The 16,984-nt window shown below is 61.6% G+C and carries 17 protein-coding genes; 10 read left to right on the forward strand and 7 right to left on the reverse strand.

Translation table 11 applies throughout. The annotated features are described in order from the left end of the window. Positions 1-122: 122 nt before the first annotated feature. The gene (locus tag NKK47_RS24555; RefSeq protein ID WP_352578563.1) at positions 123-1,190 is read right to left on the reverse strand and encodes a CobW family GTP-binding protein; all 1,068 of its coding nucleotides are present in this window, start codon (positions 1,188-1,190) and stop codon (positions 123-125) included. 197 nt (positions 1,191-1,387) lie between these two features. Between NKK47_RS24555 and NKK47_RS24560 the strand changes: the two genes are divergently transcribed. Further along, on the forward strand, positions 1,388-2,110 hold the full coding sequence (locus NKK47_RS24560; protein WP_352578564.1) for an intradiol ring-cleavage dioxygenase: 723 nt from the start codon (positions 1,388-1,390) through the stop codon (positions 2,108-2,110). A 203-nt stretch (positions 2,111-2,313) separates the two neighbouring features. Beyond that, the gene (locus NKK47_RS24565) at positions 2,314-2,796 is read left to right on the forward strand and encodes a MarR family winged helix-turn-helix transcriptional regulator (RefSeq protein WP_254816029.1); all 483 of its coding nucleotides are present in this window, start codon (positions 2,314-2,316) and stop codon (positions 2,794-2,796) included. Position 2,797: 1 nt separating this feature from the next. On the opposite strand, the gene NKK47_RS24570 is transcribed toward NKK47_RS24565, so the two are convergent. After that, complete coding sequence (locus NKK47_RS24570; protein WP_352578584.1) at positions 2,798-3,670, reverse strand: AraC family transcriptional regulator; 873 nt, start codon at positions 3,668-3,670, stop codon at positions 2,798-2,800. A gap of 52 nt (positions 3,671-3,722) precedes the next feature. Here NKK47_RS24570 and NKK47_RS24575 point away from each other — a divergent pair, with 52 nt between their 5' ends. The 6 genes from NKK47_RS24575 (at position 3,723) to NKK47_RS24600 (ending at position 8,920) form a co-directional block, all read left to right on the forward strand. Further along, on the forward strand, positions 3,723-4,130 hold the full coding sequence (locus NKK47_RS24575) for a DUF2000 family protein (protein ID WP_352568386.1): 408 nt from the start codon (positions 3,723-3,725) through the stop codon (positions 4,128-4,130). Between the two features lie 197 nt (positions 4,131-4,327). After that, complete coding sequence (locus tag NKK47_RS24580) at positions 4,328-5,212, forward strand: DMT family transporter (protein ID WP_036238364.1); 885 nt, start codon at positions 4,328-4,330, stop codon at positions 5,210-5,212. Positions 5,213-5,280: 68 nt separating this feature from the next. Beyond that, entirely contained in the window at positions 5,281-6,303 is a 1,023-nt protein-coding gene (locus tag NKK47_RS24585; RefSeq protein WP_023676245.1) for a LacI family DNA-binding transcriptional regulator, read from the forward strand. Next, positions 6,300-7,280: a 2-hydroxyacid dehydrogenase gene (locus tag NKK47_RS24590; RefSeq protein WP_352578565.1), complete on the forward strand. Its 981-nt coding sequence runs from the start codon at positions 6,300-6,302 to the stop codon at positions 7,278-7,280. The genes NKK47_RS24585 and NKK47_RS24590 overlap by 4 nt, the downstream gene beginning before the upstream one ends. Positions 7,281-7,458: 178 nt before the next feature. Beyond that, positions 7,459-7,848, forward strand: coding sequence for a hypothetical protein (locus NKK47_RS24595; protein ID WP_352578566.1), 390 nt, complete (start codon positions 7,459-7,461; stop codon positions 7,846-7,848). Positions 7,849-7,996: 148 nt separating this feature from the next. Beyond that, on the forward strand, positions 7,997-8,920 hold the full coding sequence (locus NKK47_RS24600; RefSeq protein WP_352578567.1) for a LysR substrate-binding domain-containing protein: 924 nt from the start codon (positions 7,997-7,999) through the stop codon (positions 8,918-8,920). 45 nt (positions 8,921-8,965) lie between these two features. Here NKK47_RS24600 and NKK47_RS24605 read toward each other — a convergent pair whose 3' ends face one another. Continuing rightward, positions 8,966-9,925, reverse strand: coding sequence for a hypothetical protein (locus tag NKK47_RS24605; protein ID WP_352578568.1), 960 nt, complete (start codon positions 9,923-9,925; stop codon positions 8,966-8,968). 256 nt (positions 9,926-10,181) lie between these two features. On the opposite strand from NKK47_RS24605, the gene NKK47_RS24610 reads away from it, so the two are divergent. Beyond that, entirely contained in the window at positions 10,182-10,889 is a 708-nt protein-coding gene (locus tag NKK47_RS24610) for a glutathione S-transferase family protein (RefSeq protein ID WP_352578569.1), read from the forward strand. A gap of 98 nt (positions 10,890-10,987) precedes the next feature. On the opposite strand, the gene NKK47_RS24615 is transcribed toward NKK47_RS24610, so the two are convergent. Next, complete coding sequence (locus NKK47_RS24615) at positions 10,988-11,761, reverse strand: gamma-glutamyl-gamma-aminobutyrate hydrolase family protein (protein WP_352578570.1); 774 nt, start codon at positions 11,759-11,761, stop codon at positions 10,988-10,990. A 281-nt stretch (positions 11,762-12,042) separates the two neighbouring features. On the opposite strand from NKK47_RS24615, the gene NKK47_RS24620 reads away from it, so the two are divergent. Then, entirely contained in the window at positions 12,043-13,152 is a 1,110-nt protein-coding gene (locus tag NKK47_RS24620; RefSeq protein ID WP_352492671.1) for a TRAP transporter substrate-binding protein, read from the forward strand. A gap of 388 nt (positions 13,153-13,540) precedes the next feature. Here NKK47_RS24620 and NKK47_RS24625 read toward each other — a convergent pair whose 3' ends face one another. Genes NKK47_RS24625 through NKK47_RS24635 form a run of 3 tightly spaced genes read right to left on the reverse strand, consistent with a single transcriptional unit; the run spans position 13,541 to position 16,945 of the window. Then, a complete protein-coding gene (locus NKK47_RS24625; RefSeq protein WP_352568383.1) occupies positions 13,541-14,566 on the reverse strand; it encodes a zinc-dependent alcohol dehydrogenase family protein in 1,026 nt (341 codons plus the stop codon). Positions 14,567-14,582: 16 nt separating this feature from the next. Beyond that, complete coding sequence (locus NKK47_RS24630) at positions 14,583-16,361, reverse strand: TRAP transporter large permease (protein WP_352568565.1); 1,779 nt, start codon at positions 16,359-16,361, stop codon at positions 14,583-14,585. Then, positions 16,361-16,945 (reverse strand): TRAP transporter small permease subunit, encoded by a 585-nt coding sequence (locus NKK47_RS24635; RefSeq protein ID WP_352568382.1) that lies wholly within the window; start codon positions 16,943-16,945, stop codon positions 16,361-16,363. The genes NKK47_RS24630 and NKK47_RS24635 overlap by 1 nt, the downstream gene beginning before the upstream one ends. Positions 16,946-16,984 lie beyond the last annotated feature (39 nt).

The following is a 16,984-nucleotide window of genomic DNA, read 5'->3' on the forward strand; positions in this document are numbered from 1 at the left end:
AAGCCAAACCTGCTACCCAACCAAAACTCCCTTGACACCTCTCCGAAGCAGATGTGTGCGCACGCTAGCCCACAAGGGGAGAAGGAAAGAAGGGGCAGCGCTAACGTTATAAGATCTGGAAATCAAGCCGCCTGGCAGGCCTCGAAACTCTTCTTCAGCCGCTCGGCGTCGAGATCGCGGCCGATGAACACCAGCCGGCTCTCGTGTTTCTCGCCATCCTTCCAGGCGCGCTGGTGGTCGCCCTCGATGATCATGTGCACGCCCTGGATGACATAGCGCTCGTCATCGCCCTTGAGCGCGATGATACCCTTCAGCCGCAGGATGTTCGGGCCTTCCATCTGGGTGATCTTCTCGATCCAGGGGAAGAATTTCTTCGGATCCATCTCGCCGCCGCGCAGCGACACCGACTGCACCGTCACGTCATGGATGTCGGAAGGATGCGCGTGATGATGCCCGTCATGATCGTGGTGATCATGGCCGTCGTGATCATGGTGATGGTGGTCATGATCATGATCATGATGGTCGTGATCGTCATGCGCCTCGAGGAAGTGCGGATCGTTCTCCAGCGCCCGGGACAGGTCGAACGCACCGCGATCGAGCACCTCGGACAGCGCCACGCTGGCGCGTGTGGTGCGATGGATTCGTGCCGCCGGGTTGATGGCGCGGATCGTCGCCTCCACCTTGCTCAGCTCTTCGGGGGTGACCAGATCGGTCTTGTTGAGTACGACGACATCGGCAAAGGCGATCTGGTCCTCGGCCTCTCGGGAATCCTTCAGACGCAGCGGCAGGTGCTTGGCGTCGACCAGCGCCACCACCGCATCGAGCTTGGTCTTGGAACGCACGTCGTCGTCCATGAAGAAGGTCTGCGCCACCGGCACGGGATCGGCGAGGCCAGTGGTCTCGACGAGGATGGCGTCGAAGCGGCCAGGCCTGCGCATCAGGCCTTCGACGACGCGGATCAGGTCGCCGCGCACGGTGCAGCAGACGCAGCCATTGTTCATCTCGTAGATTTCCTCGTCGGATTCCACGATCAGCTCGTTGTCGATGCCGATCTCGCCGAATTCATTGACGATGACGGCGTAGCGCTTGCCATGGTTTTCCGAAAGGATGCGGTTGAGCAGTGTCGTCTTGCCGGCGCCGAGATAGCCGGTGAGGACGGTTACGGGGATCTGCGTCTGTGCGTCGCTCATATTGTGCCTCGAATAGGGATTGTCGGCTCCATATAGGATGTGTGCTCGGCTTTTGCACGAGGCAAACCGGTGGGCCAAAGAGGGGCTGGTATTGCCGAACTTTCCTCACATTACCGAACTTTCATTGGCGCCGCCTGACAGCGGGCCCTAGATAGGCGGGGTCATTTACGGAGCTGTTCGCGTTGAAGAGGCGCCAGATGTCCGACAAGTCCTTGCCACTAAGCCGTCGGCAGGCGCTCGGTCTCGTTGCGGTTACCGCTGGCGGCATATTCCTGCCCGCCGGTGCAAGGGCCGGGCAGGTTTCGCCCTATGCCGGGCTTGCTTTGTTCGAAGCCGGTGCCGGCGTCTGCGCCATCACGCCCGAGGTCACCGAAGGGCCGTTCTATTTCGACCCGAAGCTCGAACGCGCCGATATCACCGAGGGCAAGAAGGGCATCGGCCTCAATGTGCGGCTGCAAATCGTCGACGCCGCCTGCCGGCCGCTTCCCGGCGCACGCGTCGATATCTGGCATTGCGATGCCCAGGGCACCTATTCCGGCTATCCCGGACAGGGCGACGGGCAGGATATCGACACGTCCGGCCAGAGCTTTCTCCGCGGCTGGCAGAGAACCGATGAAAGCGGCATCGCTTCTTTCGCCACCATCTATCCCGGCTGGTATCGCGGCCGCACCACCCACATCCATTTCAAGATCTTCCCCGACGACCGCTCGGTGATGACCGGCCAGATGTTCTTCCCCGACAGCCTCAGCGAGCAGATATTCGCCACCGTCGCGCCCTATAAAGATCGCCCCGGCAAACGCGATACATCGAACGCGCGGGACGGCATTGCGCGGCAGGCCGGGCCGCTGTCGCAGGCAGCGCTGCGGGAAATGGCGGACGCCTTTCAGGCCCTGATGGTGGTCGCGGTGAAGGCCGGTTGAGAACGCCTCGTCACGTCCCCATCCAGCCATTGCGGAAAGTCGTTTGTCATCTAACTGAAATAAACATCTGGCATTAGCCACGGCGAACACCGCGAAGCTTGCCGGCAAAGCTATTTTCCGAGCCGGAATGTTTTCGATCGTCATTGCCAACCGGCGGCCTGCTTCTATGCTGTCCGCTCCGGTTCGGCCGAGGAGGGATGAGCATGGCCAAGGCGGACAAGACTGCAACAATGAGCCGGCTGCATTCGGCGGCGCGGCTGGCGCGCACGGCGCTCGCCGCCCGGCTTCTGGCGCATGGTTTCTATGCCGGCCAGGACCAGATCATGCTGGCGCTCGACCGCGAGGACGGGCAGACGCCCGGCAACCTTGCCGGCCGCCTCGGCGTGCGTCCGCCGACCATCACCAAGACCATCAACCGGCTGCAGGCGCAGGGCTTTCTGGAGAAACGGGCCTCGTCCGCCGATGCCCGCCAGGCGCATATTTTCCTCACCGACACCGGCCGCGAAATCATCCACGCCATCGAGAAGTCGGTGAAGAAGACCGAAAAGCAGGCATTGAAGGGTCTCGACAAGAAGGATCAGAAAGCGCTGTTCAAGCTGCTTGCCCGCGTCGAGGCGAACCTGTCGAACGGCGAAATGGTGCTCCCGGATGACGAACTCGATATCGAAGACAAGATGCTTGAATAGCTCACGCGTTCGCCGCTGACGGCCGCCGCGTCAGTGCCGACCAACGTCCCGGTGTGACGCCGAACGCCTTCTTGAAATGCCGATTGAAATGGCTTTGATCACTGAAGCCGGCTGCGATGGCGATTTGCGCCAGCGGCTCGTCGGCTTCGATCATCCGACGGGCTCGTTGAAGCCGGCGCATCAACAGGAACCGGTGCGGGCTGGTGGAGAAGGTGGCGCGGAAATGCCGCGACAGGGCATAACGGTCCAATCCGGTTATCGCCTCCAATTCATCCGAACGTACAATCCGCGCGACATTTTCCTCCAGATAGTCGCGCGCCAGGCTGGCGGCGCGCCACGCAGTTTTCGCTACCGGTTTCGTCGGCTGACCGGCGTGCCGGGCCAAGCTTTGCATAAGCTGCGTCATGAAATCGACGACAAACAGCTCGTCCAGTTCCTGATTCAACGGCCCGAGCGCGGAAAGCAGCGTCGCCCGGAGATCGCGGTCTGTCACCACGGCATTCCCGACGAATGGTAGTGATCCGCCGCCGAGACAATCGAGCATCAGGGACGGCTCCAAATAGAGCATTCTGTATCGCAAGCCGTCTTCGGTGCCGGCACCGCCATCGTGCAGTTCGTCGGGATGAAGGATAATGATCTGGCCAGGCAGGCTCTGATGCGTTTGGCCGCGATAGCGGAAGCGCTGCACGCCATAAAACGTCACCCCGATCGCATAGGTGTCGTGGCGATGGAGATCGAAGGCATTGCCGTGGAACCGGGCCTCGATGCGTTCCATCCCGGCAGCACCGGGTGCCGGTACGATGCAGTTCTCGGCTGCATCCACGCACAAACGTCCAAGACCCTGAAAGGCTTCCCGGTCTAGATCGTGCGCCATCGCTTCACTCGCAGCCTCGGATTGGCCCCCTTTTCGGATTGGAAACTGTCGCATGTTCGATACGAAATTTGCAATCGTGCTCAAGGATGATCTTCCCGTCTGGCAAAAGCTCAATGTCACCGCCTTTCTGACCAGCGGCATCGTCGCGCAATTTCCCGACATTATCGGCGACCCCTACCGTGATCGCGCCGGCAATATCTACAACCCGCTGTCGATCCAGCCGGTCATCGTGCTTTCGGCGGACGGCCAGACGCTCGGCGCGATCCAGCGGCGGGCGCTGGAGCGTGGTGTGACGGTTTCGCTCTATGTCGAGGATATGTTTTCGACCGGGTATGATCTGGCCAACCGCGCCGTCTTTGCCGAATTTGCGCCGGAGGATGCCAAGGTGGTCGGCATCGCGCTTCGCGCCGAAAAGAAGCTCGTCGACAAGATCACCAAGGGCGCCCGCATGCACGCCTGAGTCGTCGGCCACTAGGTCGGCCACTGGGAAACAAACTGAGCCTGTCGGCGGCTGTCGTTGTGCCAGACTGTTTTGGCTTGCCCGCAGGCGACAATTGCCGCATTGGTGAGGGACCGCCTTGCTTCCCGTCCGGCCTGAAATTGAATGCTCCCCCAAGACAAGACGAAAGCGCGACATCGCCGGCGGCGATCCTGTGCATGCTTTCCGTCTATGTGTTTTTCACCTTCCTCGACACCAGCAGCAAGTACCTTGTGCTGGCCGGCGTCTCGGCGCTGATCGTCGCCTGGACCCGCTTCGCGGTCCATGTGCTGATCGTCGGCGTCTTTCTGCACGGATGGCGTGAGCCGCTGCGCTTTCGTCCCGCCAACCTGCCGGCGCATCTCACGCGCGGTCTGCTCCTGTTCGGATCGACGATATGCAACATTCTCGCGCTGCGGACGCTGCAGCTGGCGGAAACCACCTCGATCTACTTCTTCGGCCCGATGGTGATCACCGCGCTTGCCGGTCCGTTGCTAGGGGAATGGGCCGGCTGGCGGCGTTGGCTGGCGATCATGAGCGGCTTTGTCGGCGTCCTCATCATCACCCGGCCGGGCATCGGGGTTTTTGGCGTCGGCCATCTCTTTGCGCTCGGCTCGATGCTATCGAACAGTTTCTACGTCATCATGACGCGCCGCATGTCGGCGACGGAAACCTCGGAAAGCCTCATCCTGTTTTCGGCACTGGCGCCGGCCGTGCTGCTGCTGCCGACACTGCCGTTTTCGCTTTCGTTGCCGCAGGATGGCTGGCACTGGTTCATATTGCTGATGCTGGGCGTCTTCGGCGCCATCGGCCATTGGCTTCTTGTGCAGGCCTATCGCCTTGCCACCACCACGGCCCTGGCCCCCTATCCCTATTCGCAGATGATCTGGATGATCATCTCCGGCCTGATCGTCTTCAACCAGTTTCCCGACCGCTGGACGCTGGCCGGTGCGACAGTCATCGTCGCCAGCGGCCTCTACATCGTCCACCGCGAGCACCGGCTTCGTGTGCGCAACCGCGCGACGCTGGACGCGGAGGCGGAAGCGCTGGCAAAAAAACTTTGATTTGCGCGGGATCGATGGCATAAGAGCCGGCCTTTAAACAGTTTAAATTGCTTCGGGAGCGCAGGGCGCTGGCACAGAAGATCAAGCTTTCCACCATCGCGGATGCGCTCGGCGTGTCCACGGCCACGGTCTCGCTGGCCTTGCGCGACAGCCCGCTGGTCGCCGGCGGCACCCGCGATCGCATCAAGGAACATGCCCGCGCCATCGGCTATATCTACAACCGCCGCGCCGCCAGCCTGCGCACCTCGCGCTCGGGCATTGTCGGCGTCGTCGTCCACGATATCATGAACCCGTTCTTTGCCGAGATATTGCGTTCGATCGAGAGCGAACTCGACCGCAGCCGGCAAACCTTCATCCTGTCGAACCACTACGACCAACTCGAGAAACAACGCACCTTCATCGACACGCTTCTGCAACTCGGCGCCGACGGCGTCATCATGTCGCCGGCCATCGGCACGCCGCCCGAAGACATAATCATGGCCGAGGAGAACGGTCTCCCGGCAGTGCTGATTGCACGCACCGTCGAAGGTGCCGACGTGCCGGTGTTTCGCGGCGACGATGCCTATGGCACCGGGCTTGCTACCAATCATCTGATCTCGCTTGGCCACAAGCGCATCGCAATGATCGGCGGTACCGACCAGACCTCGACCGGCCGCGACCGCTATCAGGGATATGTCAACGCCATGGAGGCGGCAGGGCTTGAGGTCAGGCCGTCCTGGCGCATCGCCGGCCCGCGCACCAAGCAGGCCGGCTTCGAGGCCGCCGGGCAGTTCCTGGCGCTGAAGGACAGGCCGACCGCAGCCTGCTGCTGGAACGACCTCGTCGCCATCGGCCTGATGAATGGCATTGCCCGCGCCGGGCTGGTGCCGGGCATCGACATCTCGGTTACCGGCTATGACGACCTCGAGGAAGCGGCGATCGCCACGCCGGCGCTGACTACCGTGTGGAACGGCCAGCGCGAGGTTGGCCGCCGCGCCGCCAGCGCGCTGCTCGACAAACTCAACGGACAGACGGTGCGGCCGTCGCAGGAACTGATCAAGCCGGAACTGCATGTGCGCCAGTCGACCGGCAAACCGGTGGAACGTGCATGACAAAAACCGAACAGCAACATGTTACCATTCTGGTGCCGGGCCAGTTCAACGACCATGCGGTTGGCCGCATCGACGGGGCCTTCAGCCGCGTCCGGATCGAACGCGCCGATCCGTCGCTGGTCACCGACGAGATGCGTCGTACGGTGCGCGGCATAGCCGCCTTTGGCGGCATAAGCGCCGCGTTGATGGACGCGCTGCCAAAGCTCGAGATTATCGCCAATTTCGGCGTCGGCTATGATTCAGTCGATGTCCGCCACGCCGCACGGCGCGGCATCATGGTCACCAACACACCGGATGTGCTGACCGAAGAGGTCGCCGATACGGCGCTCGGCCTGTTGATCAATACCGTCCGCGAACTGCCGCGCGCCGAGGCCTGGCTGCGCGACGGAAGTTGGCTGCGCAACGGCAACTATCCGCTGAGCCGGCTGACTTTGCGCGGTCGCCATGTCGGCATCTTCGGCATGGGCCGCATCGGCCTCGCCATTGCCCGGCGGCTCGATGCTTTCGGACTGCCCATCGCCTATCACAACCGGCGCCGAGTCGAAGGCCTGTCCTATGACTATCACCCGACGCTGAAAGGTCTCGCCGAGGCGGTCGACACGCTGATCTCGGTGGCGCCCGGCGGGGCCTCGACGGAAAAGGCCGTCAATGCCGAAATCCTCTCGGCTCTGGGGCCGAACGGCGTCTTCGTCAATATCGGCCGGGGCAGCACGGTCGACGAACCAGCTCTTGCCGCCGCACTTGCCAGCGGCAGCATCGCCGCTGCCGGGCTAGACGTCTTTGCCGACGAGCCGAATGTGCCAGCGGCGTTGCTTGCCGCGCCCAACACCTCGCTTTTGCCGCATGTCGGCTCAGCCTCGCAGCACACCCGCCGCGCCATGGCGGACCTGTGCGTCGACAATCTGGTCTCGTGGTTTTCGCAGCGAAAGGCGCTGACGCCGGTGCCGGAGACGGCAGACGTTGAAGCGCGAGTTTAAGCTGCGGTCCGCCACATTTATTAACGCCGGCTTAACGCTTTGGAAACATTCTGCATACTTCGTTAGGCATGTAACCTGAACTGCGCAGCGGTTTTGGGCAACATGCAGGAGAGCAGGATTTGAAGCGCCGCGTGAGCCTCTTTAGACGCGATGCGCTTCTAGGATGCGGAGAAACAGGATGAAAACGCTTCCTGCATTGATTGTGGCAGCGGCGCTTTTCGGCGGCTTTCAGCTGTTTCACGGCGGCACCGGCGAAAGCCGTGCGGCCAATGAGGCAGTGCCTTCCAGCAATTATCGGCTGACCGCCAACGGCGACGAGGCGGATTGCGCGGTCAGGCGCGGCGCCGAAGTCTCGGCCGGCCTGTCGCTGCTGACCGTCGCTTCGAATTGCCGTCGGCTTCTGCCCGGCATCGAGCGGGCGAAATTCTGGCGTGAGCAGGAGGACGGCACGGTGTCCCTCAGCGCCAATGGCAGCGATCCGATCGTCACGTTCGCGGTTGCCGACGGCGATGGCTATGAATCCTACGCGCCGGCGCTGCCGCTGCTATCGCTAGCGGCCAGACCATGAGCAGAACAAGCCGCCGGATGTTAGAAACAGCTAATGACAGGACCGGCTAGAGGCCATCGCAAGTTGACTGCGACCGCATGCCCGTCAAACTGGGGAGCCGTGCTAAAGATCGCTCCGGTTGAATAGCGCCTGCTGTTGCGAGGTCCCATTGACTAAACAACTATCGGAGTTCGACATCGGCTTGCTGCTGACACTCGACGCGCTATTGAAGCACCAGAACGTCACCCACGCAGCGACGGGATTGAACATCACCCAATCTGCCTTGTCGGCCCGCCTGATGCGGCTGCGTCAGTTGTTGAACGACCCACTCTTCACCACCGCGGCGTCCGGACGGGGGATGACCCCGACGCCTCACGCCTTGGCACTTGAGGCCGAGCTCACGCGGCTGCTCGAACGGTTGAGCGATTTCGTGAATACTGCCCATCTGTTCGACCCTGCGACAAGCAAACGTGTCTATCGCATTGCCGCAACGGACAATCCGGCGGCAATCTTGGCTCCGGACCTCATTCCGCAGTTTAAATCCCAAGCTCCCAACGCAAAGGTCGCCTTTACGGTGCCCAACAAGCCGAGGATCGTGGAGCACCTGGAGCAAGGCGACGTCGATCTCTTCATCGGAGCCGCAGAAGACGGTTCGGGTGGTCTGATCGGACAAAAACTGTTCGAAGAGGAATTCGTCACGGCCCAGCGGCCCGGCCATCCACGCGGCAAGGGACCAATTACCCTGGACGAATTCTGTGCCCTCGACCATCTGCTCATTTCGACGAGCGGCGGGCACTTTGCAGGAATGATCGACGACGCGCTTGCCGAGATTGGCCGCGAGCGCAACGTCACGGTCTCCATCCAGAGCTACGCCCTGGCCCCGCTCGTTCTAGCGAACAGCGATCTGATCTGCACCCTGCCCCGGCGTTTTCTGAAGCGCTTCGCTGAGGTCCTCGATCTGTTCGAAGCCCCCTTGGAGCTCTCGCCGTTCGCCATGAACCTGTTCTGGCACCCGCGGATGCGGAGTGACCCGGCCCACATATGGCTGCGCAAACTGGTGATGCAGAGCGCTCGTAATAGTCACGAAGAGTAGCGGCCGGACGCCACGCAACCGTTCCGGCCACCACATGTCGCGCAATCAGAACTTCTGAAGCAGGTAATCGCCGACCTTGTCGGCAGCGGGATCGAACAGCGTATCGAGCCGCGAGTTCAGCACGTAGATGACGTCGCCCATGATCGCCGCGGCCGTTGGCATCGACATGACGCTGCGCTCCTGCTGGACGATCGTTGCCGATGTCCACCCGTCGGTGGAAACCAGTTCGACGGTGCGATCGACGCCAAGGTTCTGCACGACGACGAGATGCTGGTCATCGATCAGCTGAATGCCGTCGGCACCCGTCAGGGCCTCGGGCAGTTTCACTAGCTCGACCTCGCTGGGGTCGGCGATGCTGACCCGAAACAGCTCACCCGTATTGTATTTGCCCACGAGCAGATAGCCGTCCTTGTGCCAGGCGATGCCATTCAGGTTGAAGCCACCGCCATCCTTGAAGCGCGGGTCCTGCGCAAAGATCGTCGCCTTGCCCGCTGTATCGATCCGGTAGACGATCGGGGCAAAGCTGTCGGTCACATAAGCGTTTCCGCCGGCGTCGAGCGCGATATCATTGGCAAAATGCGTGCCTTCGCTGAGGCTGCCGAGGTCATGATAGGCAAGAGGCTGGCCGGTCGTGGCATCATATGTGGCCACGCCCGCAAGCTTGCCCTGGCTCGCCGCATTGGTGCGATCGCCGACGCCCGGATCGGAGTTCGTCACCCAGAGCGTATTGCGCTTGTCGTCGACGAGCAGGCCCGCGGTGGAAATCAGTTTCGCGTCGTGGACGAACACCGTGTACTTCCCGGCTTCGTCGACCTTGCCAACCAGGCCATGACGCACCGAGCCGACCATGAAGGTGTCCTGCTTGGCCGACCACGTAATGCTTTCCGGATAACTCTGGTCGGAGGTAAACGAAATTCCATGAGCCGTGCTGTCGGCCATCGATGGCGATACAAGATTGAAAAAAGCTATAGCGGCGACGCCAGCCATTAGAGAGCGAGAGATCATGATTGGTTCCTTTCGATCGGTTGATGTCACCGCTCTAGAACCCCGCGCGCCCCTCGAGAAATCGCCTTTCATGATGAGACCGATCGATCGTGTTCATGGGTTTGGCGCTTGCTGAAATCCAAATCCATCCCATCGCCCGACCTGCCATGAACGGGCTCGATGCCACCAATCCGCGAGATCGATTGGCGCGTTGGTGCGCAAGCCAGCATGTTCTGATTCCAACATCGGCAGACGGCCAATTGGGTTGACTGGGCAGATGTTCAACGATGAGACAGAAAAAATGCTCAATTTATATTTTCATGCCACGCCGAATTCCATGAAGGTGGCGGTGCTGCTGCAAGAACTGGAATTGCCCTTCGACATCTCGCCGGTCGATATCTTCAAGGGCGAACAGCACACGCCGGAATTCAGGGAGGTCAATCCAAACGGCAAGGTTCCGGCGATGGTGGACGGGGATGTGACGATATTCGACTCTCATGCCATCCTCCTCTACCTCGCCGAGAAGCACGGAAAATTCATTCCCGCCGAACTGAAGAACAGGGCTGTCATGCTGTCATGGCTGCAGTTCGTGGCAACGGGCCTGTCGCCGTTTTCCGGCCAGGCGATCCACTTCCTTCACTATGCGCCGGAAGATATCGCCTATGCGAAAAATCGTTACGTGAAGGAGCTTGAGCGCCACTACGCGGTTCTGGACCGTCGCCTCGGGGAGGCCCGATATCTGGCAGGCGACGAGTACACGATCGCAGACATGGCACTTTGGGGTTGGGCCGCCTCCGCCGGATATGTATTCGGCGCCAAAGGTCTTGGCGACTATCCCAATGTCATGCACTTCATGAATGAAGTGACCAAGCGCCCTGCTGTCCAGCGCGCCTTGGATATGAAGGCGAAGCATGCCTTCAAGACGGAGCTCGATACCGAAACACGTCGCGCCATGTTCCCGCAAAACGAGACAGCTGCCCTATGAACTGTGCCACCGGCAGCTTCTGCTGTCGGCGGTTTATTGAGCGCCTTCTGTTGGCCGGCCGAGTGCAACGTCAGCGTCGGGTGACCTCTGCGATTGACCTATTCCGCGGCTGCGCGCGCACCCGATTTCGCCGCCTGATGCAGGCGCACCGCATCGCCGAATGCGCGAAATATCTTTACCGAGATACTGTCCGATTTGACCCAGTATTCGGGATGCCACTGGACGCCGACGGCGAAAGCCCGTGCATCGCGCACCGAAACCGCCTCGACAGTGCCGTCGGCGGCGACCGCTTCGACCTGCAACTTTGGGCCAAGCCGGTCGATGGCCTGGCGATGCACCGAATTGACCATGATGTCGCCGGCGCCGAAGACCCCGGCCAGGCAGCTGCCGGGTTTTATTGACACGCTCTGGCGGATGGCGAAGCGTTCGTCCTGTTTGTCGCTTGCCGGCGCACGATGATCGAGCGAACCGGCGCGTTCCTGGATTTCGGTGGCCAGCGTGCCACCCAGCGCCACATTCATCTCCTGGATGCCGCGGCAGATGGCGAGCAATGGCACCCCGCGCTCCACCGCCCGGCGGATCAGCGGCAACGTCGTCGCGTCGCGGGCGGAGTCGTAAGGACCATTGGCTTCGCTGGCGTCACCGCCATAGAGCGAGGGATGGACGTTCGATTTGGAACCGGTGACCATGACGCCGTCGACGGCGGAAAGCAGTTCGTCGAAGTCGAGCCGGTCGCCGAAGGATGGTACCAGCAGCGGGAACACGCCTGCACCCGAAAGCGCCGCTTCAAGATATTGCTGTGGCGTGGCATGCCAGGTGTAATTGTCGAACTGGCGGACGTCGGTCGATATTGCGACGAGCGGCTGGTGCATTGGTCCGGATCCCATCGGGTGCAACGAATTATCTGCCTGCAAAATAGGCGATCCGAAGGCGCATTTCCATGGCAAGTTTCGGCGTGTCGCGTAGGCCAGTTAATCGACCTTAGACTATAGTTGCAAGATCTGCCCCAACGCCGTGAATTTCCCCGAAATGCGCCGCTCAAACCGGGCTGCCGTGCTGGACTCGACTCCTTGCCTGTGTATTGTCGGCTCGAAGCCGATCCGGGCCCCAGTGTCCCGAATGTCGGTCAGTGGATCCAAAAGGGAGGAACTTCATGGATCGTCGTTCGTTCATCCGCAAGGCCGGCACCGCCGGCGTTGGCGCCGCGGCCGCTGCCGCGACACTTGCCGCCCCGGCCATCGCTCAGTCCAATCCGAAAGTGACCTGGCGGCTGGCGTCGTCCTTCCCGAAGTCGCTCGATACGATCTATGGTGGCGCCGAAGTGTTTTCCAAGATGCTGTCGGAGGCGACCGACGGCAACTTCCAGGTCCAGGTCTTCGCCGCCGGCGAACTCGTTCCCGGCCTGCAGGCCGCCGATGCCACCACTGCCGGCACCGTCGAGGCCTGCCACACGGTGGCATACTATTACTGGGGCAAGGACCCGACCTGGGCGCTGGGAGCGGCGGTTCCGTTTTCGCTCAACGCGCGCGGCATAAACGCCTGGCACTATCATGGTGGCGGCATCGATCTGTTCAACGAGTTCCTGGCGACGCAGGGTCTGTTTGGGCTGCCGGGCGGCAATACCGGCGTGCAGATGGGCGGCTGGTTCCGCAAGGAGATCAAAACGGTCGCCGACCTTTCCGGCCTCAAGATGCGTATCGGTGGTTTTGCCGGCAAAGTGGTGCAAAGGCTCGGCGTGGTTCCTCAGCAGATCGCCGGTGGCGACATTTATCCGGCGCTGGAAAAAGGCACGATCGATGCCGCCGAATGGGTCGGCCCCTATGACGACGAGAAGCTCGGCTTCTACAAGGTTGCGCCCTATTACTACTATCCCGGCTGGTGGGAAGGTGGACCGACTGTCCATCTGATGTTCAACAAGGCGAAATACGACGAACTTTCGCCGGCTTACAAGTCGCTGGTGCATACTGCCGCTCAAGCGGCCGACGCCAACATGCTGCAGAAATACGACTATCTCAATCCGGCGGCGGTTAAGCGGCTGGTTGCCGGCGGTGCCAAGTTGAGCCCGTTCAGCCAGGAGATCATGGCCGCCTGTTTCGAAAAGGCCAACGAAGTCTATGCCGAGATGGAAGCCTCGAACGCGCCGTTCAAGAAGATCTGGGATTCGATCAAGGCGTTCCGCAAGGAGCATTATCTCTGGGCGCAGGTGGCCGAGTACAACTATGACACCTTCATGATGGTCCAGCAGCGCAACAGCAAGCTCTAGAACATTCTGCGACGCCGAGTGGCTCCACTCGGCGTCGCAGAAATGGGCTAAAACAAAGCGGATGCCCGGTTTTATTTGAATGCATTCCGCTCCAGGAAGACGTGGTTCTTGTCAAAGGACCCTGAGCACGCCCTGTGTTCCTTCCTGTCAGCCTCGGACGCACTGACTTCCACCGGTATTCCCGCCCGGAGCATGGCAATAGAACACTGTCGACTTGATGCGGCCACGCATCAGTTGCTGGACCTTCACCCGGTTGTAAGCCGGCGTCGGCATAGGTGGCGGGGTCGCCTTTCCCCGGCTTCATCAGCCCGGCTTTATCAGATTGAGGATGAAGCCATCGATGCGACGCAGAACCGCGAAGCCTGCCGGTGGCAACTGGCCCGATGGATCAGCTCTGAGGCACTGCCAGGACTTTGACCTCACCTGGCGCCGGCGGGTTGGCAATGATCGCCACCGCCTCGTCGAGGCTGACTTGTCGTGATATCAGCCGATCTACTTCGATCGCCCCCGAGGCGATAAGATCGGCGGCCCGGCGATGGGTAAAGGGGTTGAGGAAGGAACCCAGGACCTTCAACTCACGGAACAGCAGATCGAACGGTTCGAACGCCACTTTCATGCCTTGCGGCATCACGCCGACGACGACGACGGTGCCGCCCGCTTTGGCCAGCCGCATCGCCTGCTCAACAGTGTCTTTCACGCCGGCGCATTCGAACACCACGTCGACGCCGCCCGGCATGAAACCCGACGGGCCGACGATCGCATCGGTGACATCGAAGGCGCTGGGATCGAGCGTCGCCGTTGCGCCAAATTGCTCGGCAAGAGCCCGCCGCGAGGCCTGACGGGTCGACAAGATAATGGTCGTCGCACCGGCGAGCTTTGCCAGCTGAACGGTGAGCAGGCCGATCACGCCGCCGCCGAGCACCGCGACCGACGAGCCTGGTTTGATCGCGGCAAGGTCCACGCCATGCAGGCAGCAGCCGAGCGGCTCGCAGAAAGCACCATGCGTAGGCTTCAGATCGCCTGGCAAGACGAAGGCCTGTTTCTGTGGCAGGACAAGATATTCGGCAAAGCCGCCATCGCAATGGATGCCGATGGCGCGTAGATTGCCGCAGAGATTGACCCGGCCGGCCTGACAATGCTCGCATCGGCCACAGGCAATGTTGGGATCGCCGGTGACGCGGTCGCCGACGGAAAAGCCGGATACGGCAGGTCCGACCGCCTCGACGATGCCGGAGAATTCATGCCCGAGCGTCACCGGCGGCGTGCACGGGAATTCACCATGGAAAAGATGCCTGTCGGTGCCGCAGACGCCGCACGCCTCGATGCGCACCAGCAGATCGTTCGGCCCGGCGGTCGGTTTCTCGACCTCGCACACGGCGAGGCTGCCCACTCGCTCCAACCGAACCGCCTTCATGGCTGCCGGGCCTTCCTCAGTTGAAACTCGGTGGTTGCGACAGATCGATTGCCGGCGCCGCCGGTTTCGCGGGCGGCTTTTCGTCGAAGCTCGGCGGCTGCGACAAATCCGGTGTGGAAGGTGAGGCCGGGGCAGTGCCGCCGTTGGCCGGCGGCGTGCCAAGCGGCGACAAGCCGATGCCAGGCGTTTCCGGCACCTGGTAGTTGATGGTGCCAGGATCGACGACAGTGCCTTTGTAGTGCATCACCATCTGCGGGAAGGCGATGGTCAGGCCGATCATGATCACCTGGATGCAGACGAAGGGCACTGCGCCCCAATAGATCTGCCCTGTGGTGACCGGCGCGATCTGCTTGCCGGTGAGTCGGTCGAGATAGGGCACGCGCGCGGCGACCGAGCGCAGATAAAACAGCGCGAAGCCGAAGGGCGGATGCATGAAGGAGGTCTGCATGTTGACGCCCAAAAGCACGCCAAACCAGATCAGGTCGATGCCGAGTTTGTCAGCCGCTGGCGCCAAAAGCGGTACGATGATGAAGGCAAGCTCGAAAAAGTCGAGGAAGAAGGCGAGCACGAAGACGAGGATGTTGACGCCAATCAGGAAACCGACTTCACCGCCCGGCAGCGACGTCAACAGGTGCTCGACCCAGATGTGGCCATTGACGCCGTAGAAGGTCAGCGAGAACACCCGCGCGCCGATCAGGATGAACAGAACGAAGGACGACAGCCTGGTCGTCGAGGCCAGCGCCTGCTTGACCACGTCGAGCGACAGCCGCCCCTTCATCGCCGCCATTGCCAGCGCGCCGACGGCGCCCATGGCGCCGCCTTCCGTCGGCGTGGCGATGCCAAGGAAGATGGTGCCCAGCACCAGGAAGATCAGCGCCAGCGGCGGGATCAGCACGATGATCACCTGCTGTGCCAGTCTGGACATCAGGTTGATCTTCAGGCGCTGGTCAACAATCGCCACGACATAGATGAAGATGACGCCGATGGTGGCGCCGAGGATATCGGCGTTGCCGCCATGGTTCGGCGCAAGGTAGCGATACGCCGCATAGGAAACCACCACCGCCGCCAGCAGCGCCGCCAGCAGCGACAGCACACCGTGGCCGAGCGTGCGGGCCTCCAGCGGCAGGGCCGGCATCGACTTCGGCCGGAAGATCGACATGAGCAGGATGTAGAGCATGTAGATGCCGGTCAAAATGAGCCCGGGGATCAGCGCTCCCTTATACATATCGCCGACCGAGCGGCCGAGCTGGTCGGCCAGGACGATCAGCACCAGTGACGGCGGGATGATCTGGGCGAGCGTCCCGGACGCGGCAATGACGCCGGATGCCAGCCGCCGGTCGTAGCCGTAGCGCAGCATGATCGGCAGCGAAATCAGACCCATGGCAATGACGGAGGCCGCCACCACGCCGGTCGTCGCGGCAAGCAGCGCGCCGACGAAAATCACGGCATAGGCGAGGCCACCACGGACCGGTCCGAACAACTGGCCGATCGTGTCGAGCAGGTCTTCGGCCATGCCGGATCGTTCGAGCACGATGCCCATGAAGGTGAAGAACGGGATCGCCAGCAGCGTATCGTTCGACATCACCCGGCTGCCATAGAAATTATCCGGCAACGCGTGCAGCAACGGCCAGGCGAGATTGATCGAGCCGCCCGAATAGGGCGACAGAAGCACGCCGATGAAGAAGAACATCAGGCCGTTGGCGGCGAGCGAGAAGGCGACGGGGTAGCCGATCAGCAGGAAGACGACCAGCGAGGCGAACATGATCGGCGCCATGTTCTGGGCGATGAACTCGATCACGAGCGCACCTCTTCGGCGAGCGCCTTGGCTTCGAGTTCGGCCTGCTCATGCGCCGATATGAACGGGGTGGGATCGTCCATCTGACCGCGCATGATGGCGATTTTCTTGATGATTTCGGAAATGCCCTGCAGTGCGAGCAGAAAAAAGCCGACCAGCAGGATCGCCTTCGCCGGCCAGATGATCAGCCCGCCGGAATTGTTCGACATCTCCCCGCTGCGATACGACAGCGACACATAGGGAACGAAATAGACCACCATCAACGTCACGAACGGCATCAGGAAGAAGACGTGACCGAAAAGGTCGATCCAGTGCTGCACGCGGCGCGAGAACATGCCGTAGACGATATCGATGCGGATATGGTCGTTCTGCTTCAGCGTGTAGGCGGCGGCCAGCATGAAGGCGGCGCCGAACAGATACCATTGCAATTCCAGCCAGGCGTTCGAGGACATGTCGAACATCTTGCGGATGACGGCGTTGGCGGCGCTTACCAGGATCGCCAGCAGGATCAGCCACGAAACCCATTTGCCGATGAATTCGTTCAAACGGTCAATGGTTCTGGAAAGAGCGAGAAGCCCTGCCATGCATTCCTCCCTTGTGTCAGAGCGCGGCGGTTCCCTGTC

Source organism: Mesorhizobium sp. M0019, assembly GCF_040323975.1.
In the GTDB taxonomy this organism is placed as follows: domain Bacteria; phylum Pseudomonadota; class Alphaproteobacteria; order Rhizobiales; family Rhizobiaceae; genus Mesorhizobium.